The following is a 19,547-nucleotide window of genomic DNA, read 5'->3' on the forward strand; positions in this document are numbered from 1 at the left end:
CAACTGACGCCGCCCTCGACGCCCTCGCGACGAGCATGCCGGTGACGGATGCCGACCGTGCAGACGTGTCGCAGATCGTCGTAGCGGTCGAGTCGCTGCTCATCGAGTCTGGCTATTCCCTCAGTGACGACCGCAGGCTCGCCCTTGCCGCCCACTCGCTCGCGTTCTCGCAGCGGATTCGGGCGCACGAAAAACTTCCTGAAATCGATCTGAACGATTTCCCGGAGATACCCGAAGAAACAGTGGCGGGGCTGCGCAACGCGCTGACTCCGTACTGCGCACGTCATGACAGCGAATTTCATGATGAAGAGGTACTGCTCTTCGCCATGCACTTTGAAGTCGCTCGAATCGCACCCTAAAAAACGCACACTCCAGCAACATCGCTGCACTCATCGAACAATCGTGACCATCCACCCAGAGGAGTTCTCATGTCAGATCTGCAGTCTCAGGGCCCCGCAGGGCCAGCTACTCTCACCATCGTCATCGGCCACCGCCTGGGCAAAGGCCAGCAGGTTGCCAAGGGCGTCGAGGCCGCGGGCGTCACCGCGATCCTGATTCCCGGCCCGGCGGGCGATATGCGTGTCGGCGATGTCATGGACGCGGAGGGTGCCGACCTCGGTATTAGCTTCTGCGGCAGCGGCGGCGCCGGCGCGGTCACCGCGAAGTCCAAGTACGGCTACGAGATCGAGTTCAACATGCGGTCGGCGGATGCCGGTGTGACGGCCGTTCAGACCGGCAAACGTGTTCTCGGCTTCGGCTTTCTCGACACCGAGGACCTCGGCTTTCGGGTCGCGACCGCGCTGATCAAGAAGCACGAGGCGAGCGCATGAAGACCGAGACGATAGCGACGAGCATCGTCGGCAAGGGCGACACGAAAGAGCGCGCCATCGGCGACGTGTTTCGTCAGGTTCCCCAGAGCGTGCGCGAAAAGGTGTCTGGCACCTGCTTTCGCATCCAGCCCATCGACGTCACCCTGTCGAACGCCGTCGAGTTTCGCAAGAAGGAGAAGTTTCTCGGCTTCCTCTTTCCGCGCACGCGCATCGAATTCAGAGTCACCGCCCAGGTCGTTGTCGAGGTCAGCTCCGTCGACGTCGAGGAAGTCGATTTCACCCTCAAGCAGGAGTCGTTGAGCATCACCCAACACCTCCTCCAGCTGCGATGACCCACAACAACAGAAAGGTGGAACTCTCATGAACGAATGGCTTGTGATCGCGTTCAGCTCCATCATCATCGGAGCCCTCTGCGGCTTCGGCGCGGGAGCGGGCGTCGCCCGGATGTTCCACGCACCCAAGGTGCAGGGCGCTGGAGCATTCCGCACGATGGGGGAACTCAACGCCTGCGAGAACGACCCCATCGCACACGCCTCGTTCGGACTCGGGTTCTTCTTCAATGCCTGGGCAACGGCTGTCGGCTCCGGCGCGCTCACCGGCGATGTCGACCATCGCATCATCCCGCACTGGGCGGCAGCCCTCTCGCTCTGGCGCAACAAGAACCTCGACGAGACCCTGCACAACCCGCGGCGCATGGCCTGGATGGGCGCGATCGTGGGCGCCGTGCTTGTCACGTTCCTCAACTCCACAGCGACCGCTGTTCCCGAGGGACTCAAGTCGGTGGCGAGTGCAGTACTCGGCCCGGCATCTGCGTGGCTGATCAACCCCGTGATGCCCGCGATCTTCTGGCTCGCTGCGATTGACGCCGGCCGCCGCGCCGGCGCCTGGGGAACTGTGCTCGGTGGACTCGCTCACATGGTCTTCGGCAATGCGGTACCGGGCATCGTGCTCGGCATCATCATCGCCAAGGGCGTCGACGACCTCGGCTGGACCAAGGTCACCAGAACGATCACCGCGGCCGTGGCTTTGCTCTTCATCGTCAGCGGCTTCCTGCGCGGAGTGGACGTCACGTTCCTCACGCAACTGAACCTCACTGTTCCCGGGTGGTTGGCCGAACTGCACCAGCTCACCGGCACGTCGAAGTAGGGATAGAACATGGCAATCGACACGAGAATCACCCCCAAACAGAAGCTTCAGCCGTGGCAGGGTGGATTCTGGCTCTCTGAGCTGGCATTCCCCATCTTCATCGCCGCGCTCTGCGCCGGAGTTTTCGCCGGTACGCACTTGTACTACGTCTACGGAACCGGCCTGTTCAACGACATCGCCATCGGCGCGCTGCTCCAGCAGGGCTTCGAAGGCAACGGCTACGGGGCTGCCGCCGCTTTCGGCGCTGGCTTCATGCTGGCCCGCATCATCGAGGGTCCGATGGTCGGCATCCTGGATATCGGTGGGTCCATTCAAACCGGCGTCGGGATCGGCATCCCCGCGATGCTGATGTCGGTCGGCATCACCGCACCGCTGGAGAACTTCTGGCTGTCGCTGACGGTAGGAGCGGTCATCGGTCTCGCGATGGGCTTCCTCATCCTCGCCATCCGCCGAGCGACAGTCGCCTCCACCGGGGCCCAGAGCACCTTCGGCGCCGACGTCATGATGGGCGCCGGTAACGCCGCAGGGCGCTATCTCGGCCCACTCATCATCCTCGCCGCCGGCAGCGCATCGCTCCCCGTTGGCCTTGGCTCGCTTCTCGGAGCAGCCCTGTTCTACTGGTGGAAAAAGCCGCTCGCGGGTGGCGCCATCCTCGGCGCCATGGCCGCTGGCGCCTTCTTCCCCATCGTGATCGCCGCATGACCGAGAACGGAACAGCAGCAATGAGCATTTACGGCACCCTTGGCCTCGAGCCGGCGATCAACTCGAGCGGAAAGATGACCGCGCTCGGCGGCAGCGTACTGTCCCGTGAGGTGACGGATGCGATGGCAGCCGCCGGTCGCGAGCACGTCGTGATCGCCGACCTCATGGTTGAAGCCGGTCGCTGGATCGCCGACGTCGTCGGCACCGAAGACGCCTGCGTGTCAAGCGGCGCGTCGTCGGGCGTGGCCATCGCCGTCGCATCCGTCATCGCGGGCACCAGCAAACCTCTCATTCAGGGGTTGCCCGGTCGCGTCGGCAAGCCGTTTGAAGTGGTCATCCAGAAGGGCCATTCGGTGGACTTCGGAGCACCGATCACGCAGATGATCGCGCTCGGGGGTGGGCAGGCCGTCGAGGTCGGCTCGGTCAATCGCGTGGATGTCTCCGACATTGAGGGCGCGATCGGCCCCGACACCGCAGCCGTGATGTTCGTGCAGTCGCACCACACCGTGCACAAGGGCATGGTCTCGCTCGCCGAGACGATCCGCGTCGCGCACGAGCGGGGCATCCCGGTGATCCTGGACGCCGCAGCCGAAGACGACCTTCAGCGCTGGGCGAAGTCGGGCGCCGACATCGTCATCTTCAGCGGTGGCAAGGCCATCGGCGGACCGACCTCCGGCATTGTCTGCGGCAGCCGCGAACTCATGACGGCCGCACGCGCTCAGTACGCCGGGATCGCTCGGCCGATGAAAGTCGGCAAGGAACAGGTGATGGGCCTCATCGCGGCCCTCACCGCCTTCATCGGGAGTGACGCGGATGCTGCGGCGGAGGGCCAAGCGCAACGCGCACGGATGCAGGCGATCGCCACCCGTCTCTCGCTTCACCCGGGGATCGACGCAATTGTGGAGCAAGACGACGCCGGGCGCGAAATCTACCGCGCCGTCTTCACTGTGCGTGCCGAGTCCGGAACGACGGCACCGCTCATCGCTCGGGCACTCGCCGCGAGCCGCCCGCCGATGTATCTCCGCGACAACAAGGCAGCGGCCGGGCAACTCGCCCTCGATCCGCGCCCACTGACAACGAAAGAGGAAAGCATTTTGCTTGACCGACTTGACGAGATTCTGACTGAGGCGGCACACGCATGAGCGTTCTCACGATCGACGAGACCATCGCCCGTATCGTTGCCGGCAAAGTGACGCCGACGGTACGCGCTGCGAACGTTGACCAGGCCGATTCCTGGGCTCGAGAGATCGGTGAAGGCGGTATCCACACCTTCGAATTCACCGCCACCATTCCGGGTTGGGAAGAGGTGCTTCGGCATTGGACTGCCACTGAACCCACCGCTACGGTGGGGCTCGGCACGGTCACCGACGGCGAGACGGCGGAACGCGCCATCGACGCTGGGGCGGCCTTCCTGGTCAGCCCGTTCGCGGTGCCTGAAGCGCGTGCTGTCGCCGACCGCGCCGGAGTGCTCTTCATCGAGGGCGGCTTCACGCCGAACGAGATTCGATCCGCTGCGACGCACGGCGTCGCCAAGCTCTTTCCCGCCAACATCGGTGGCATCGGATACCTCAAATCGTTGCTCTCGGTGATGCCCGGCGCTCGAATCACCGCGACCGGCGGCATCTCTCTCGACAACGCCGGCGACTGGCTCGCCGCCGGAGCAGCAGCTGTCAGCATCGGCAGCGACCTGTTCGCACGCCCGAACATCGCCGAGGCGAGTCGCGCGCTCGTGGACTCACTCCGCGCCACGGCGGTGACGGCGTGAGCGGTCTGCACGACATGACTGCTGTAAGCGTCGAACGCCTCGTCACGATCAACCGGGAGCAGGGCCTGCACGCGCGGCCCGCACTCGAGCTGGTCAACGCGGTGAAGGCATCCGGCCTCAGCGTCACCATCGCCAGCCCCGGCATGCCGGCGGTCAACGCCGGGAGCCTGCTCGCGGTGATGTCGCAGGGCTTCGTACAGGGAGCAGAAGTGCTGCTCTCCGCAACCGGTGAAGGAAGCGACGCCGTGCTCGAACGGGCGGCCGAAATTCTCAGCGTCAGCGATTGAACTCCCAGCCAGACCACGTATCACCGGCAACCAGATCAAAGGCCTTTCATGCAGAACTTCAGCGGAGTAGGCGTCAGCCCCGGACGCATCATCGGGCAGATTCGACAGATGCCGAAGCCGCTCATAGAGCCGGCCGACGGCGAATTGCGGGCCGACTCCACAACGCTCGACCAGGCCGCCTCGGCGCTCCGCCTCGCGGCGGCCGCGGTCGAGGCCGACCTGACGACGCGCGCACTGGCTGCACACGGCGAAGCCCGTGAGGTGCTGGAGGCGACGGCGCAAATGGCCGTCGACCCGATGCTGCACGATGCGGCCGTGGACGTGCTCAGCCAAGGCCGTTCTGCAGAGCGGGCGATCTGGGAGGCGGGGGCATCCGTTGCCCAGATGCTGGTGAACCTCGGTGGCTATCTGGCCGAGCGGGCGACGGATGTTCTCGACGTGCGTGCGCGCATCGTCGCCGAGTTGCGCGGGGTGGCCGCCCCCGGGGTTCCGGAATCGGCGACTCCGTTCATTCTCGTCGCCGACGATCTGGCTCCGGCCGACACCGCGACGCTTGACCCGGCGAAAGTTCTCGCGCTGCTGACCGCCGGGGGAGGCCCGCAGTCGCACACCGCGATTATCGCCCGCGCCCTGGGGCTGCCGGCCGTGGTCGCCGCAGCCGGTGTCGATGAGCTTCCCGGGGGCACACTGATCTACCTCGACGGGGCGAGCGGAGCCATCACTGTCGATCTCGGGCCGGATGAGATCGCCGCCGCAGATGCCTGGGCGCGCGCCAATGCCACTCTCGCTGTCTTCGACGGCGATGGTCGCACTGCCGATGGCCACCGCATTCCGCTGCTGGCCAACGTCGGCGGCAGCGCGGACGCTCTGGCAGCCGCGGGCGCCGGCGCGCAGGGCGTTGGACTGCTGCGCACCGAATTCTGCTTTCTCGGGCGTGACACCGAGCCAACCGTCGCCGAGCAAATCGCCGCCTACCGTGGCGTGCTCGACGCCTTCCCTGGCAAAAAGGTCGTCGTGCGCACGCTCGACGCGGGCGCCGACAAACCGTTGCCGTTTGTGACAGACGCCACCGAGCCCAACCCGGCGCTCGGCGTGCGCGGCTACCGCATCGTGGGCACCTCCCGCGGCGTGCTGGAACGCCAGCTCAGCGCCATCGCCGCAGCCGCTGCCGATTCGACGGCCGACGTCTGGGTGATGGCCCCGATGATCTCCACGGCTGAAGAAGCGGGGCAGTTCGCCGCACTCGCTGCCGCCGCAGGCCTGAAGACTCCTGGAGTGATGGTGGAGGTTCCGTCGGCCGCACTGACCGCCGAAGCCATCCTCAGTCATGTCGAGTTCGTCAGCCTGGGCACGAACGATCTCACCCAGTATGCGATGGCCGCCGACCGCCAGCTCGGCCCGCTCTCCGGGCTGAACACGCCCTGGCAGCCCGCGGTGCTGCAGTTGGTGCGTCTGACCGTTGCCGGCGCGCAGGCTGAAGGTCGCGGCAAATCGGTCGGCAAGCCCGTCGGTGTGTGCGGCGAGGCTGCTGCCGATCCGGCGCTCGCCGTGGTGCTCGTCGGCCTCGGTGTCGCCTCGCTGTCGATGACGGCGCGTGCGCTGGCTGCCGTCGCCGCAGTGCTCTCCAGTGTCACGCTGGCCGAAGCCCGGGCACTCGCGCAGCTGGCCTTGGCCGCGCCGAGCGCTGACGATGCCCGTGCCGCGGTGCGCGCGCGGCTGCCTTTGCTCGACGAGCTGGGGCTCTGACGTGCCCGGCACTTCGCTGACGCGCCCGGCGCGTGAGGCTGGCGCGGTGTATCCCGGTGGGCGCGGGGTAGAGCGCACGCCAGCGGGGATAAACCGCGCCGAGACTGTGATGGCTCCCCTCCGCCTCGGTGCGCCACGGTAAAAGCCCCGAACACCTCTCTATTTCCTCTCTCGTGACGCGAAGGAGCATCGAATGCGTTTGCTGTTGATTCGACATGGGCAGACCCCGTCCAACGTTCGCGGAGTACTGGACACGCTCGTGCCCGGCCCCGGGCTCACCGAACTCGGCCTGGAACAGGCCGCCGCCATCCCGGCGGCCGTGGCCGGCGAGGGCATTGGCGCGTTGTTCGCGTCGGTGCAGGCTCGCGCTCAGCTCACGGCCGGCCCGCTCGCCGCATCGCTCGGTCTGCCGGTTCACGTGAGGGAGGGGCTCCGAGAAGTCATCGCCGGTGACCTCGACATGAAATCGGATGCCGCCTCAATTGAGATGTACCACGACGTCGCGTTCAGCTGGGCGGCGGGGGATGGTGAGCGGCGTATGCCCGGCGGCGAGACCGGTGTCGAGACCTTCGGGCGCTTCGATCGAGTGATCGACGAGGCTGCCGCGAGCGGGAACGGAACGGTCGCCTGTGTTGCGCACGGGCTGATTATTCGGGCATGGACGGCTGCACGTTCCTCGAATGTGGATGCCGCCATGGCCTCCCGGAACGTGCTCAGAAACACCGGAGTGGTGACCCTCGAGGGCAGTCCCGCCGTGGGCTGGACCGTGCTGTCGTGGGCGGGAACGGCCCTCGGCGGCCGGCGGCTCGACGAGGGCGCCTCGATCGGCCCCGGCAGTCTGCCGGACTGATGCACGCTCAGCGCGATGGTAGTTCGAGCACCGTCTTGCCCGGCGCGGCCGTGCCGTCGGCGATCTCCCCGTGAGCCTGCTCGACACTCGTGATCGGCAGCACCGTCCCGACGATCGCAAGCGCGTCGCCGGATTCGAACCAGGGCCAGACATCCGCTCTCACCCTGGCCACCACCTCGGCCTTCGATGACGGACCGAGGCGGGGCCGAGCGCGCAGCGTTGTCGCGTGGATGCTCAGCCGGCGCCTCATCATCGACACGATGTCGAGTTCGGCCCGACGCCCACCCAGCGTCGACACGATCATGAGACGGCCGTCGTCGGCGAGGGTGTCGAGGTTGCGCTGCAGATAGCTGCCGCCGACCACATCGAGGATGACGTTTGCGCCGAAGCCGCCGGTCAGGTCGGCGACAACGGCGACGAAGTCGTCGCTGCGATAGTCGATGCCGCGCACGGCTCCCCACTGCTCGGTGGCACGGGCGCGCTCGGCCGAGCCGGCCGTCGCGATCACCATGTAGCCGGAGAGAGCGGCCAACTGCACGGCCATCGTGCCGAGGCCGCTGGCGCCGCCGTGGATGAGGGCAACGTCGCCGGGCAGCGGATCGTGAAAGCCGATCGCCAGATTCGACCAGACAGTACAGACCGACTCGGGTAAGGCCGCCGCCTCGACGAAGGACATTCCGGTGGGAACCGGGAGCAGCTGGGTGGCCGGCACCGCCACACGCTCGGCATAGCCGCCGCCGCTGAGTAGTGCGCACACCCGCTCGCCGACCGTCCAGCCGGTCACCCCTGAGCCGATTTCGCTGATGACCCCGGCGCACTCCAACCCGAGAATCGGTGATTCGCCGGGCGGCGGCGGATAGACGCCCTGGCGCTGTGCAAGGTCGGCGCGATTCACGGCGGTGGCGGCGATGTCGATGACCACTTCGTCGGGAGCCGGCGACGGATCATCCGTCTCGGCCCAGATCAGTCGCTTGCTGGCGGTGTCCTCAAGAATTGCTCTCACAAACTCGGACGCTAGCACGGGTACCGACCCGGAGTACTGCCCCATTTCTGGTCCGTCACGATGCCAGCAGTTGGCCGCATGCACACGTACACCCGATTGGCCCACCTCACAAGGGGCGTGATCGGCAGAGAGGATAGAAACGAAACGGGCACCATATGCTCGTGGTCGGGACATCGACGAGTGGCGCGGCCGAGAAGAAACGCTGCAGACGGCGTACGAGGAGATCGACTTTCAGGCCGCGTACATTCGCGACCTGCTCGACGAGACCGACTACCCGGAATTCGATGTGGAGAAGCAGGGGGAGTTGTTCAAGGACTGGGAGCAGGACAAGAAGCACGACATCATCGGCTACCGCAATCGGAGCTACGTCTCCACGATGACCGGAACCCGCGCGCCGCCGCTTCACGACGACTGGCTGAGCATTCTCGACGACTCGTCGGCGGCCTTCTTGGCCAACGACTACGCGGCGATGCCCGTGCTGCCACAACGGCGGGCCTCGCGGTCTCCTCGGTTTCTGACCGTTGTGATTTCAGCTGGGCGCGGTGTATCCCGGCTGGCGCGGGTTAGAGCTCGCGCCAGCGGGGATACCCCGCGCCCAGATTCAGCTGATGCCGCGTAGAGGTAGTCGGCGCTACTTCATTGTCACCGAGTTGGCCAGGTCGTTCATCGCCCCCAGGCTCGATGCATTCACGGCGTAACCGTAGGCCGCCCCGGAGTAGTTGCTTCCTTGCCAGACCTTCGTCGAGCAGTTCGAGAAGCTCTTGAAGGAGCTCACTTTGCTTGACCAGCCCACGTTCGACAACGGCCCGAAGTACCAGGTGGTGCTGCCGTTGCAGGCGGCGGAATTCGTGATCTGAAAGTACGCTCCGCCGTAGTTCGCGTCGCTATAGAGCTGGGCCTGGATGGACGTGGCCAACGCGCCGACGGGGACCGCGACAGCGGCAGTCTCAGTTGTCGCAGTGTCAGTTGCCGCTGCCGTCGCCGTCGTGCCGAGTGCACCGGTCGGTGTAACCACGACGAGATTCTGCTGCTCGAGCACTGCCTGGTTCAGGTCGTCGCCGACCGCGACGCAGACAAGGCTCCGCGTGCCGAGGTCGAATGAGCACGACTGCTCCTCGACGATTGTTGGCTCGGATGTCGTCGCGTTCGCTGCCCCGCCAACAGAGACGAGCCCGATTGAGAGCGCCGCGACGCTCAATGCTGAAGCGGCAAATCGTCGTGCTCTCGTGCTGCTCGTGGTAGTCATTCATTCCCCCAGAAATAGATGTAGCCCGGCATCTGCCGGACTCGCTCATCTTGGCGGCGGTCCTGAAGGGAGTCAAGGCAAAGTTCTGTGCGCAATCTTGAGAGGATTGCGGCGGAGGGGACATTACCTAAGTATGAGCAACATCGCGGATGGTTCGGTGGTACCCACCACCCGCGAGCCCGCGTCGATCGACCGTGCTCTTCTTCGCGACCTGGCGACAGGGAGCACATCCGCCTTCGCCGAGATCTACGACCGTCACGGTCGAGTCGTCTACGCCTACGCGGCTTCGCACCTTGAGCAGCGCGAGGATGCCGAGGAGGTCAGCCAAGACGTCTTTCTGGTGCTCTGGCGTCGGCGCACGTCGCTGGTCATCGAAGGCGATTCGATGCTGCCGTGGCTGCTGGTCACCTGCAAGTTCACGATCCGCAACCGCCAGCGCGCCGTCGACCGACACGAACGGCGGCGCAGCTTCATCGGCGATCATGATTCGCTTCCCGCGACACATATCGGTCCTGAGCAAGCGGCTGAGAATGCCGAACTTCGTGACTTCGTCGCCCTGGCCGTTTCAGCGCTGCCCCCGGCAGACCGAATGGTGTTCGAACTCTGCGTGCAAGAAGGACGCAGCTACGACGAGGCCGCGGCTGCGGCGGGGATCAGCTCGGCGGCCGTACGAAACAGGCTTTTCCGACTGCGCGCACGGCTACGCAGTGAACTTGGCATCCTGAGGAGGACACCATGAGTCGCAGCGTTATGCCGGACCTCGCCGAATTTGAACGGATGAAGCAGAACCTTCTGATTCGAGTCGAGGTGACCGATAAGCAGCGAAAACGGCGTCATCGCATCACTGCAATCGGCGTCGCCGGTGCTCTCGCCGTCGCGATGACGGCCGGCGCGATCATGATCGCCGCCGCCCCCCAGGGCCAGATCAACTATCTGACTGACTGTTACGGTGCGGCAGATCTGAACTCGGTGCACGGCACCTCGGTCTACCTGCCCGGCGATCTGAAAGAAACCACGCCGACACCGCTCGCCGAACGCGTGCGCCTGGCTGAAGACATGTGCGGGGCCTCCTGGAGCGTCGGAACCTTCGCCGACGGGGAGAGCGTCGACGGCGTCTATGCCGTGCCCGATCTCGTGACCTGTCAGCTCCCAGACAAACGTCTGGCCGTCTTCCCGTCCCAACGACCGCCCGAGGAATTGTGCATGAGCCTCGGCCTCACGACTCCGCACGACTAGTACGTGCGGATATAGACGGTGCCTGCCGCTCAGCCAACTGGGGGATAGCGAGCGGCGGGCACTGGTTCACGACCGGCAACGCACTCAGTTGAAAAGAGAATCACACGATCCCTCTGAAACAAAGGACACACAATGGCATCGAATTCTGGCATTGACCCGGCGGCAATCGACCTTCCCGCCACCGAGAGCGTTGACATCACTTCCTGGTGTGCTGAACAGCTGGCGCGCGGAGCAGCCAACTGAGCAGGCCATCCAACGGCGGGGGCGTCGCAAACCAACGGGGCCTCGCAACCGTGACGTCCGACTGACTAGTGGGAGTCTCGAACTTCATCACCGAGGGTGGCGATCTTGCGCTCGAGCTCGGCGCGCTCTGCTGAATTTGCGCACAGGGCAACGGCCTGCTGCAAAGCCGACCGGGCCTCGCCGCGTCGGTCGAGCCGGATGAGCATCTCGCCGCGCACCGCCGGGAGAAGGTGCGAGCCGGTGAGTTCGCCGCGTGCAGCGATGGAGTCGACCAGGGCGAGGCCGTCGGCCGCGCCGGAGGCCATGGCGACCGCGACCGCTCGGTTGAGGTCGATGATGGGCGACGGAGCCAAGCGCCCGAGGGCTTCGTAGAGAATGACGATTCGCGGCCAGTCGGTTTCGGCAACCGAGCGTGCGACGGCGTGACACTCGGCAATGGATGCCTGCAGTCCGTAGGATCCCAGCCCACGGCCGGCGCCGACGGCTCGGGCCAGAGCTGCGCGTCCGCGCCGGATCGCTGTCTGGTCCCACAACCGTCGATCCTGGTCTTCAAGTAGCACCGGATGTCCCGCCGCGTCGAGTCGTGCAGGAAAGCGGGCTGCGGTGAGTTCCAGCAGTGCGAGCAGCCCGAAGACCTCGGCATCGGGCTTGAGACGCACCAGCACGCGAGCCAGGCGGCGCGCCTCGCCGGCCAGATCCGTACGCATCCACTCGTCACCGCTTGAGGCGGATGAGCCCTCAGCGAAGATCAGGTAAACGACCTGAAGCACCGAGCCGAGGCGCTCGGCCAGTTCGTGCGACTCGGGAACGCCGAACGGCACGTGCGCGGCAGCCAGCGTCTTCTTGGCCCGCGTGATGCGGGCCTGGATCGTGGGCACCGGAACCAGAAAAGCCTTGGCGATCTCCTCGCTGGTCAGGCCGCCGACGACCCGCAACGTCAACGCGATTCGGGCCTCCCGCGACAACACCGGATGGCACGAGATAAACATGAGCGCCAACACGTCATCGTCGATCGCGTGAGGGTCGAACAGGGCGTCGGCCCCCGGTTGCAGATCGTCGAGATCGCGGGCGAGCAGGGCGTAGCGTTCGTCGAGTGCGGACCGCCGCCGAAAGGCGTCGATCGCCCGGCGGCGACCTGTGGTGAGCAGCCAACCGGTGGGCTGCGCCGGCACACCATCGATCGACCACGACACGAGCGCCTCGGCGAGTGCCTCTTGGGCGAGATCTTCAGCCAGCGAGAAGTCACCCGTGTAGCGGGCGAGGGCGCCGACGATGCGGGCAGACTCCATGCGCCACACCGCCTCGACGGCGCCCCTCGCCGCAGTTTTGCTCACCGTCTGGCTAGAGCTGCCCGGTCTGCTCGCGCCAGGCGCGTTCCTTCTGAATCCACTCATTGTCTTGCGGAAACTCGTCGATCGACGGCACGCGGCGAATCTCGGTCTTGCTGCCCTCCGTGTACGGCGCCCGTTTCGCCCATTCGACGGCTTCCTCCTTCGAGGCGACATCGAGGATGTAGTAGCCGTTGAACAGCTCCTTCGTCTCCCCATAGGGGCCGTCGGTGACGACCGGAGTCTCGCCGGTGAAATCGACGACAACACTCTCGTTCGCGTCATCCAGGCCTTCGGCCGCCAGCAGCACTCCGGCACGAATCAGCTCGTCGTTGAACTGGCCCATGGCGTCTAGCATCTTCGCGAAGTCGATGTTGGCGAACTTCGCGTACGATTCATCGGTCGCGCGCATGATCAACATGTACTTTGGCATTTCGTTCTCCTTTGTTGGGGAAAGTCGCTCCTCGACTTTCTCACTCCTAGGTCGAACGGCGCCACGAAAAATCGACATGTGACTGAAAATTCTTTGGATGCCGGTGGTCGAGCTCGTCCCCGACTCAGTCTCGGCGCGGGGTATCCCGCTGGGCGCGGGGTAGAGAGCGCGCCCAGCGGGATACCCCGCGCCCAGCCTCCGTGGCCTGCCCGTCTCGTTGGGCGAGCTTGTCGACGCGTGAGTAATCTCGAGACTCGACCATCTCGGTGGTCGAGCGAGACCGCGCGAGTCGTCGACCGAGAATCAGTGGGTGCGAAGCAGCTCGATGAGCTCGCCCTTTCGCAGGCGGGAGTAGCCGCTCAGACCGAGTTCTTTGGCTCGTTTCTTCAGATCGGCGACGGTCCAGTCCTCGTAGTCACCCGATGTACCGCCTCGACGCCCGATCTCTGAACGCCCCACTTTCGCTGCGGCGTTTGAGATTCTCGCGGCCTTCTCTTTCGATGCGCCATCCTTGCGCAACGTCTCGTAGAGCTCCGGATCCTTTAGCTGTGGAGTCTTTTCCTGTGGCATGGGTGCTCCGAACTTGTCGTCGATGAGTGTGTCAGCGACGGTACTCCGGGCCGATCGAATTCTGTAGAGAGGCGTTACTCGCTGGCCAGCTCGCGGTCTCGACAGGCTCGATCAACGGTGAATCGGCGAATCGACAGGCTTGACGGATGCAGAATGAGGGCATGACCTCTCGCACCACCCGCATCCGGATTGTCGCTGTGCTGGGAATTGTGGCGGCGTGGCTGATCGGCGCAGTTGTCGTGCGCCTCGGACTCGACTGGGCCGACACATTTCCCTACAGCACCGCATCCGAAATGCGCTACCTGGCGGTCGCGGCCGTCGCCCTCGTGATCGCAATCGGCGGCTCGGTTGCGAGTGTTCTGGTCTCTCGCCAGGCCGGAGCGGCACGCAAACGCCAGCCCTGACCGGGGGAGTGACCGGTTCCGGTTAGACGGCGGCAGCGACGCTGCCCACCACCGCGAAAGTGATGAAAACCCAGTCGTTGATGATGTGAGCACCGGCCGCGACCCAGAGGTTCTTGGTGCGGATGAAGGCGAGGGTCAGCGCGATGCGGGCCGAGCCGATGATCAGAAATGCCTGCGCGAAGTTCCAGTCGTAGGTCGGCAGGTGCGCGGCGCCGAACCAGAGGGAGGAGACGACCCAGGCGAGAATGATCGCCGTCTTGCGTGACAGACCGGCCTTCGCAAATAGGAAGTACATCACGGCGAGAAACGGCAGGATGGTGAAGACTTCTTCACCAACGAGCTGGATGCCGCTTCCGACGTAGAGGGCAACGGTGTCGGCGACACCGGCCGAGCCGGCGTCGGCGATGGTGGCGTTCGGGCTCACAGTGAAGAGCGCGGCGACGAGCCCGCCGACGGCGAACGTGATGACGATGTTGAGCGCGGCGAAGAAGAACATGTTCAGCACATCGACGCCACGCACCTTGCGAAACAGCGCGGTCCACCAGCGGCCGGCGACGAGCGCCAACACAGCGAGCGGAATCGCGACGAAGAGCGCACGGGGCAGAATCGCAACGAAGTTGTTCGGCTGCGGGATGAAAATGAGCGCCAAGAACCCCACAGCGACGGATGCCCACACGATGATCCACTTGCCCGCCGAAAGTTCAATCGGAGTGCCGTTGTAAAACGGGAAATCAAGGCCATCGCGGCGTTCGATGGCGCGGCCGAAGCGATCCTTCTCCGTGAGTGAACGGATCGGTGTGGCGGTCGTTGCAGATTCGGTGCTCATGGGGCTCCTCGCAGGGGTGTCAGGGGATTCCCAGTATTTCAGATCGCCGTTTCGAGGTCGAAATGACACGTCGGCTCGTCGCGAGACCCTCGCCCTGCCTGGCCCCATCGTTGGTCGAGGAGCGCCCGACGGAGTCGGCCGCGTCTATGAGGTATATGGGCCATTTCGTTGATCGAGGAGCGCGCGAGCTTGCGAGCACGCGTCTCGAGATCTCGCGAGCCGATCCTTGAACTCGGGTTGCGTTTGAACGTCGGCTCGCGAGGTCTCGAGACACTCGCTGGCGCTCGCTCCTCGACCAACGAAATGGTCAGATTCGTCCACCACCATGCCGCGCCGCGGCCCGGAAGCTCGAGAACACGCGAGCCGATCTCTGAACGCGGGGTGCGTCTGAGGATCAGCTCACGAGATTTCGAGAGCGTGCTCGCACGCTCGCGCGCTCCTCAATCAACGAGATGGAGACGAAGCGCTACGCGAGCGGCGGTGTTCGCGGCGGAGTGGTGCGGCGCGAACCAGTCGCCTCGAACGCCGCGGCGAGAGTGAGCAACTCTGTGTCATCGTACGCACAGCCGGCGAACGTCAGGCCCACTGGCATCCCGATGTCTGCCATCGTGCCCATGGGCACCGTGACCGTCGGGATACCGAGATGCCGCGGTACCAGATTGCCGTTCGCCACCCAGACGCCGTTGCGCCAGCCCCGGGCGGCGGATCCCTCGTTGACGTCCATGTCGGCGGGGCCGACATCCGCCACGGCCGGAAAGATGACGGCATCGAGACCGAGCTCAGTCATCCACTCTTCGAGGTCGATGCGGCGGGTCTCCTCGAGGCCACGCAGCCCGCCCTCCAACTCGGGAATCTGGGTGAAATGCGCATAGCCGTGCTCGCGCACCTGCGTGGGATAGTCGGCGATGTCGTCTTCGAAGCCGTTGTAGCGGTCGTGCAGGGCGCCCTCCGGTTGCGGAAAGATCGTCGCCCCAACGACGTCGACAAGCGTGTGCAGCGCCGGGTCGCCGTTCGCCTGCAGAAAGTCCTCCCAAGCCCAGGCCGAGAGGTCGACGATCTCATGATGCAGGTACTCCGGGCTGACCAGCCCGCGCGTGAAGATGGTCGGTGCGCCGGGGCGGTCGCCCTCATAGTTCGAGACGACCGGAAAGTCGACGAGCACGACCTCGGCGCCGGCGGCCTCGAGGTCGCGCCGGGCGGCATCCCACAGCGCGATGATTGACGCTCTCGTCTCGATGGGCTGGCCGGTGGACCCGCCGATGCCCGGGTGCTCGCCGGTTCCGGCGAGGGGGTCGGCGTTCACATACATGCGGGGGAGGCCGAGACGCTTGCCGCTGAGTGCCGAGGCGGCAGCGGCACCGGCACCGGCACCGGCATCGGTACCGGTACCGGTACCGGCAGTGACAGCGACAGCGGATGCGGCGAGCGAGAGATACGAGGAAGGCCGCACGTCAGACGCGGCGGGAATCTCGATCCACGGCTGCGCTCGCCAGAAGTCGCCACGCGTTTCGGGGTCGTCAGCGACCACCACATCAAGCACCTCGAACAGGTCGGCCATCGTGCGAGTGTGAGGCACAACGACATCCATCGTGGGAACCAGCGGCCAGTTGCCGCGCACCGAAATCACTCCACGCGACGGCGTGTAGGCGCAGAGCGCGTTGTTCGACGCGGGGGCGCGACCGCTCGACCAGGTTTCCTCGCCGAGGCCGAACGCTCCGAAGCTGGCCGCGGTCGCGGTGCCCGATCCATTCGAGGAGCCCGAGCCGAATGCGCTGGTCAGATACTCAGCGTTGTACGGACTTTCGGCCCGGCCATAGACGCCACGCTGCATGCCGCCGTTGGCCATCGGCGGCATGTTGGTCAGGCCGATGAGCACGGCGCCGGCCGCGCGCAGGCGCTCGATCGTGAACGCGTCGCGCTGCGCGACAAGGTTGACGAAGGCCGGCGACCCGGCGGCGGCGGGGAGGCCCTTCGCCAGATAGCTGTCCTTCGCGGTGTACGGGATGCCGTCGAGCGGGCCGAGCGTCTCGCCGCGTGCCCGGCGCGCGTCTGATGTCCGGGCGTCGGCCGCCGCGTTGGGGTTCATCACGACGAGCGCGTTGAGCCGGATTCCGCCCTGGTCATAGGCCGCGATGCGATCGAGGTAGGCGGCGAGCAGCTGCTCGCTGGTGACCTGACCCGTCTCAAGAGCGCCGCGGAGGTCGGCGATTGACGCTTCGACGACGTTGAACTGTGTTGCGTGGTGCACGGCTACGCGCCCACGGCCGGCTGCTGCTGGGTGATGCAGTGGATGCCGCCACCGCGAGCGAGGATCGGCCGCGCGTCGATCGTGACGATTCTGCGCCCCGGGTATGCCTCGGCGAGGATCGCCGCGGCCCGGGCGTCGGCCTTCTCCTCGCCGTATCCACACGCAATGACGCCGCCGTTCACCACGAGGTGGTTCACGTAGCTCCAGTCGACGAAGCCCTCCTCATCGCGCAGCGTGTCGGGGGCGGGGAGTTCGATGATCTCGAAGGGCCGGCCGGCGGCATCCGTCTGCGTGTGCAAAAACGCCTTGAGGTCGCGGGTGACCTCGAAATCGGGATGCGCGGAGTTGAGCTGCATGTGGAGGAGCAGGCGACCGGGCGACGGGATCGTGGCGACCATGTCAACGTGCCCGCGAGTGCCGAAGTCTTCGTAGTCGCGGGTGAGCCCGCGCGGCAGCCAGACCACATGCTCGGTGCCGAGGGTGCGCGCGAGCTCTGCCTCGACGCGTGCCTTGTCGGCGTAGGGGTTGCGGCCCGGGTCGAGCTGCACGGTTTCGGTCACGAGAACGGTTCCCGCACCGTCGACGTGGATGGCGCCACCCTCGTTGACGAGAACGGAGCTGATCAGTTCGGCACCCACCTGGGCCGAGACGAAATGTGCGATCTCGCGGTCGTGTTGCCACGTCGACCAGGCGGGGGCGCCCCAACCGTTGAAGATCCAGTCGACGGCACCCAGTGCGCCGGGGCGCTCGTCGTCGACGACGAAGGTGGGACCGAAGTCGCGCACCCAGAAATCGTCGAGCGGCACCTCGACCTGGGCGATCTGGTCACCGAGCATCCGCGCGGCACGCTCGCGCTCCGACGGGTCAACGAGCATCGTCACCGGCTCGAATTCGGCCACGGCGTGGGCCACGGCCGTCCAGGTCGCGTAGGCCTCTTCGGCAGAGGCCACATCGTCACCGAGTGTGACGCCGGCGCGCGGAAACGCCATCCAGGTGCGCTCGTGGGGTGCCGATTCGGGGGGCATGCGCCAGCTCATGGGGTTCCTTTGTGCCGTGCCTCGCGAGGCATCCACGTTTTTTGTTGATCAATTGATCAATAATGTAAGCGAGGCTACTTAGACTGTGGGGATCATGTCAAGACCTCAGGGAACACGCGGCTCGCGCAAGCCGCCCGCCGAGCGCAGTGCCGAGATCACCGAGGCCGCGCGTGCCGTGGCGATCGACGAAGGTTTGGCCGCTGTCACTCTGCGCGCCGTCGCCGCACGAGCGGCGGTGACCCCGGCCCTGATCGCGCATTACGAACCGAGCATGGATGCGCTCGTCGCGCGTACCTTCGCGGCGATCGTGTCAGCGGAGGTCGGCGAGATCGTGGAGTTGACGGCGGGTATGCCGCCGCGGGAGCAACTGCGGTTGGTGCTCGACACTCTGCTCGACGGCAGTAGATCCGACGTCACGGTGGTCTGGGTCGAGGCCTGGACGCTTGGGCGTCGCAACGAGTTGCTGGCCGTGAGCGTGCGTGAGCAGATGGATGCCTGGCAGAGCGTCTTGCTCGAGATTCTCGAGTCGGGGGTCGCCACACGGGAGTTCACGATCGACGATCCGCCCGCGACGGCCTGGTTGCTGCTCGGTCTGATCGACGGTTTCACCGCGCAATCGCTCGTGCGCTGGGGTGGTGCGGGTGGAGCAAGCGGTGGAGCAAACGGCACGGGTGCAGATGGCACAGACACAGACGGCACAGCCGGCATCGCTCGGGGCCGCCATGTTGTGGCACGGGCGATCGCGACCTTTGTCGGTTTGCCGGCGGCCGCGTTCGGCTAATCATTCGGGGCGTCGCGTTTGGCTCGATTGCGTTTGGCGCAGAAGGTGGAACCACCGGCATCCGTCGAGAATCGCCGTTAACGCCGAGAATCGCCGCTCTACCGGGTCAACTGGGCAGTAACGGCGATTCTCGGTGATCGCGCGCGGTGAGACACGCACGCGCGACGCGCAGCGAACTGCCTAGTCGAAGAGCTCGCTGCGAGCTCGCCTCGGTCGAGCCAGACGCCACGGCATTCGGGGCAGTAGTCGATCTCGACGCCGCTCCGTTCGCTCATGACGAGGGTTACTGAGTCGGTGGGACACCTCATAAATCCTCCAGGGCGGCGGCGACGATCCCCTGGATATTGAGTGTGTTGTGGCAAGAAGCTGGGAGCGCGGCCGGGCGAATTCTGGGGCTCACTGATTGCGTGCGAATCAGCTTCGGGGCACAGTCACAGTCACAGGCAGAGAGGAACCCTGATGTTTGACTACGTATTGCCGGACCGGATCGAGATCGCCCACAAGAATCGCCAGTTCATTGTGCAACTGCTGGAGCCGCAACTCTGGCAGATCTCCGACGAGACCGGAGGTGACTACGGCACGATCGTGATGATCACCAAAGAGGGGCCAGAGCATGAGGCGGTATACGGCGGCAAACTGCCGCACGACGACGAAGTCGACCTCTGGGGTTCGGACTGGGATGCGATCGCTCGCGGCGTGATCAACCAGGTCGACGCCGACAGGGCGAGGCTGTAGCCGCGCTCGGCTGGGCGGGCGGCGCCGACCATTTCGTTGGTCGAGGAGCGAGCGCCAGCGAGCGTCTATTAGGTAAATGAAATGGCTTATGCTGCCTCCGATGGTGTGAGGGTGACGTCGAAGCCGAGGTT

24 protein-coding genes and 1 pseudogene are annotated in these 19,547 nt (G+C 65.6%); 16 read left to right on the forward strand and 9 right to left on the reverse strand.

Annotation, left to right across the window (positions count from 1 at the left end):
* Positions 1–41 precede the first annotated feature (41 nt).
* The 10 genes from ABD791_RS13185 (at position 42) to ABD791_RS13230 (ending at position 7,326) form a co-directional block, all read left to right on the forward strand.
* Positions 42–359: a hypothetical protein gene (locus ABD791_RS13185; protein ID WP_345067402.1), complete on the forward strand. Its 318-nt coding sequence runs from the start codon at positions 42–44 to the stop codon at positions 357–359.
* 69 nt (positions 360–428) lie between these two features.
* The gene (locus ABD791_RS13190; protein ID WP_345067405.1) at positions 429–830 is read left to right on the forward strand and encodes an SFCGS family glycine-rich protein; all 402 of its coding nucleotides are present in this window, start codon (positions 429–431) and stop codon (positions 828–830) included.
* The gene (locus tag ABD791_RS13195) at positions 827–1,162 is read left to right on the forward strand and encodes a DUF4312 family protein (RefSeq protein ID WP_345067408.1); all 336 of its coding nucleotides are present in this window, start codon (positions 827–829) and stop codon (positions 1,160–1,162) included. Before ABD791_RS13190 ends, ABD791_RS13195 begins: the two co-directional genes overlap by 4 nt.
* A gap of 28 nt (positions 1,163–1,190) precedes the next feature.
* Positions 1,191–1,976: a DUF4311 domain-containing protein gene (locus ABD791_RS13200; RefSeq protein ID WP_345067411.1), complete on the forward strand. Its 786-nt coding sequence runs from the start codon at positions 1,191–1,193 to the stop codon at positions 1,974–1,976.
* A 9-nt stretch (positions 1,977–1,985) separates the two neighbouring features.
* Positions 1,986–2,678 (forward strand): DUF4310 family protein, encoded by a 693-nt coding sequence (locus ABD791_RS13205; RefSeq protein ID WP_345067414.1) that lies wholly within the window; start codon positions 1,986–1,988, stop codon positions 2,676–2,678.
* Positions 2,679–2,698: 20 nt separating this feature from the next.
* The gene (locus ABD791_RS13210; protein WP_345067417.1) at positions 2,699–3,820 is read left to right on the forward strand and encodes a DgaE family pyridoxal phosphate-dependent ammonia lyase; all 1,122 of its coding nucleotides are present in this window, start codon (positions 2,699–2,701) and stop codon (positions 3,818–3,820) included.
* On the forward strand, positions 3,817–4,443 hold the full coding sequence (locus tag ABD791_RS13215) for a bifunctional 4-hydroxy-2-oxoglutarate aldolase/2-dehydro-3-deoxy-phosphogluconate aldolase (RefSeq protein WP_345067420.1): 627 nt from the start codon (positions 3,817–3,819) through the stop codon (positions 4,441–4,443). Before ABD791_RS13210 ends, ABD791_RS13215 begins: the two co-directional genes overlap by 4 nt.
* Positions 4,444–4,457: 14 nt before the next feature.
* On the forward strand, positions 4,458–4,730 hold the full coding sequence (locus tag ABD791_RS13220) for an HPr family phosphocarrier protein (RefSeq protein ID WP_345067422.1): 273 nt from the start codon (positions 4,458–4,460) through the stop codon (positions 4,728–4,730).
* A 48-nt stretch (positions 4,731–4,778) separates the two neighbouring features.
* Positions 4,779–6,476, forward strand: coding sequence for a phosphoenolpyruvate--protein phosphotransferase (gene ptsP / locus ABD791_RS13225; protein ID WP_345067425.1), 1,698 nt, complete (start codon positions 4,779–4,781; stop codon positions 6,474–6,476).
* A 193-nt stretch (positions 6,477–6,669) separates the two neighbouring features.
* Positions 6,670–7,326 carry a histidine phosphatase family protein gene (locus ABD791_RS13230; RefSeq protein ID WP_345067428.1) on the forward strand — a complete coding sequence of 219 codons (657 nt, stop codon included), beginning with the start codon at positions 6,670–6,672 and terminating at the stop codon, positions 7,324–7,326.
* Positions 7,327–7,333: 7 nt separating this feature from the next.
* Here ABD791_RS13230 and ABD791_RS13235 read toward each other — a convergent pair whose 3' ends face one another.
* Positions 7,334–8,329: an NAD(P)H-quinone oxidoreductase gene (locus ABD791_RS13235; protein WP_345067431.1), complete on the reverse strand. Its 996-nt coding sequence runs from the start codon at positions 8,327–8,329 to the stop codon at positions 7,334–7,336.
* Positions 8,330–8,615: 286 nt separating this feature from the next.
* On the opposite strand from ABD791_RS13235, the gene ABD791_RS13240 reads away from it, so the two are divergent.
* Positions 8,616–8,948, forward strand: a complete 333-nt coding sequence (locus ABD791_RS13240) for a hypothetical protein (protein WP_345067434.1) — start codon at positions 8,616–8,618, stop codon at positions 8,946–8,948.
* A gap of 12 nt (positions 8,949–8,960) precedes the next feature.
* Here ABD791_RS13240 and ABD791_RS13245 read toward each other — a convergent pair whose 3' ends face one another.
* Positions 8,961–9,575: a hypothetical protein gene (locus ABD791_RS13245; RefSeq protein WP_345067437.1), complete on the reverse strand. Its 615-nt coding sequence runs from the start codon at positions 9,573–9,575 to the stop codon at positions 8,961–8,963.
* Positions 9,576–9,708: 133 nt separating this feature from the next.
* Between ABD791_RS13245 and ABD791_RS13250 the strand changes: the two genes are divergently transcribed.
* Both ABD791_RS13250 and ABD791_RS13255 read left to right on the forward strand, forming a co-directional pair.
* Entirely contained in the window at positions 9,709–10,314 is a 606-nt protein-coding gene (locus tag ABD791_RS13250) for an RNA polymerase sigma factor (RefSeq protein WP_345067440.1), read from the forward strand.
* Positions 10,311–10,811 carry a hypothetical protein gene (locus tag ABD791_RS13255; protein ID WP_345067443.1) on the forward strand — a complete coding sequence of 167 codons (501 nt, stop codon included), beginning with the start codon at positions 10,311–10,313 and terminating at the stop codon, positions 10,809–10,811. Before ABD791_RS13250 ends, ABD791_RS13255 begins: the two co-directional genes overlap by 4 nt.
* 308 nt (positions 10,812–11,119) lie before the next feature.
* Here ABD791_RS13255 and ABD791_RS13260 read toward each other — a convergent pair whose 3' ends face one another.
* The 3 genes from ABD791_RS13260 to ABD791_RS13270 form a co-directional block, all read right to left on the reverse strand.
* On the reverse strand, positions 11,120–12,343 hold the full coding sequence (locus ABD791_RS13260; RefSeq protein WP_425562252.1) for an RNA polymerase sigma factor: 1,224 nt from the start codon (positions 12,341–12,343) through the stop codon (positions 11,120–11,122).
* Between the two features lie 52 nt (positions 12,344–12,395).
* Positions 12,396–12,815, reverse strand: coding sequence for a YciI family protein (locus ABD791_RS13265; RefSeq protein ID WP_345067449.1), 420 nt, complete (start codon positions 12,813–12,815; stop codon positions 12,396–12,398).
* 303 nt (positions 12,816–13,118) lie between these two features.
* Positions 13,119–13,385 carry a DUF7218 family protein gene (locus tag ABD791_RS13270; RefSeq protein ID WP_345067452.1) on the reverse strand — a complete coding sequence of 89 codons (267 nt, stop codon included), beginning with the start codon at positions 13,383–13,385 and terminating at the stop codon, positions 13,119–13,121.
* A gap of 161 nt (positions 13,386–13,546) precedes the next feature.
* Between ABD791_RS13270 and ABD791_RS13275 the strand changes: the two genes are divergently transcribed.
* Positions 13,547–13,789: a hypothetical protein gene (locus tag ABD791_RS13275; protein ID WP_345067455.1), complete on the forward strand. Its 243-nt coding sequence runs from the start codon at positions 13,547–13,549 to the stop codon at positions 13,787–13,789.
* A gap of 22 nt (positions 13,790–13,811) precedes the next feature.
* On the opposite strand, the gene ABD791_RS13280 is transcribed toward ABD791_RS13275, so the two are convergent.
* The 3 genes from ABD791_RS13280 to ABD791_RS13290 all read right to left on the reverse strand — a co-directional run bounded on the left by ABD791_RS13280 (position 13,812) and on the right by ABD791_RS13290 (position 17,900).
* Positions 13,812–14,615, reverse strand: a complete 804-nt coding sequence (locus tag ABD791_RS13280) for a CPBP family intramembrane glutamic endopeptidase (protein WP_345067458.1) — start codon at positions 14,613–14,615, stop codon at positions 13,812–13,814.
* 466 nt (positions 14,616–15,081) lie between these two features.
* Complete coding sequence (locus tag ABD791_RS13285; RefSeq protein ID WP_345067461.1) at positions 15,082–16,863, reverse strand: amidase; 1,782 nt, start codon at positions 16,861–16,863, stop codon at positions 15,082–15,084.
* 2 nt (positions 16,864–16,865) lie between these two features.
* On the reverse strand, positions 16,866–17,900 hold the full coding sequence (locus ABD791_RS13290; RefSeq protein ID WP_345067464.1) for an agmatine deiminase family protein: 1,035 nt from the start codon (positions 17,898–17,900) through the stop codon (positions 16,866–16,868).
* 94 nt (positions 17,901–17,994) lie between these two features.
* Between ABD791_RS13290 and ABD791_RS13295 the strand changes: the two genes are divergently transcribed.
* Positions 17,995–18,681 carry a TetR/AcrR family transcriptional regulator gene (locus ABD791_RS13295; RefSeq protein ID WP_345067467.1) on the forward strand — a complete coding sequence of 229 codons (687 nt, stop codon included), beginning with the start codon at positions 17,995–17,997 and terminating at the stop codon, positions 18,679–18,681.
* Positions 18,682–18,881: 200 nt separating this feature from the next.
* Here ABD791_RS13295 and ABD791_RS13300 read toward each other — a convergent pair.
* A pseudogene (locus ABD791_RS13300) lies at positions 18,882–18,989 on the reverse strand (TFIIB-type zinc ribbon-containing protein); the annotation flags it as partial.
* Between the two features lie 151 nt (positions 18,990–19,140).
* Between ABD791_RS13300 and ABD791_RS13305 the strand changes: the two are divergent.
* Entirely contained in the window at positions 19,141–19,416 is a 276-nt protein-coding gene (locus tag ABD791_RS13305; protein WP_345067470.1) for a hypothetical protein, read from the forward strand.
* Positions 19,417–19,547 lie beyond the last annotated feature (131 nt).

This window comes from Glaciibacter kafniensis, from assembly GCF_039538945.1.
Lineage (GTDB): Bacteria > Actinomycetota > Actinomycetes > Actinomycetales > Microbacteriaceae > Cryobacterium > Cryobacterium kafniensis.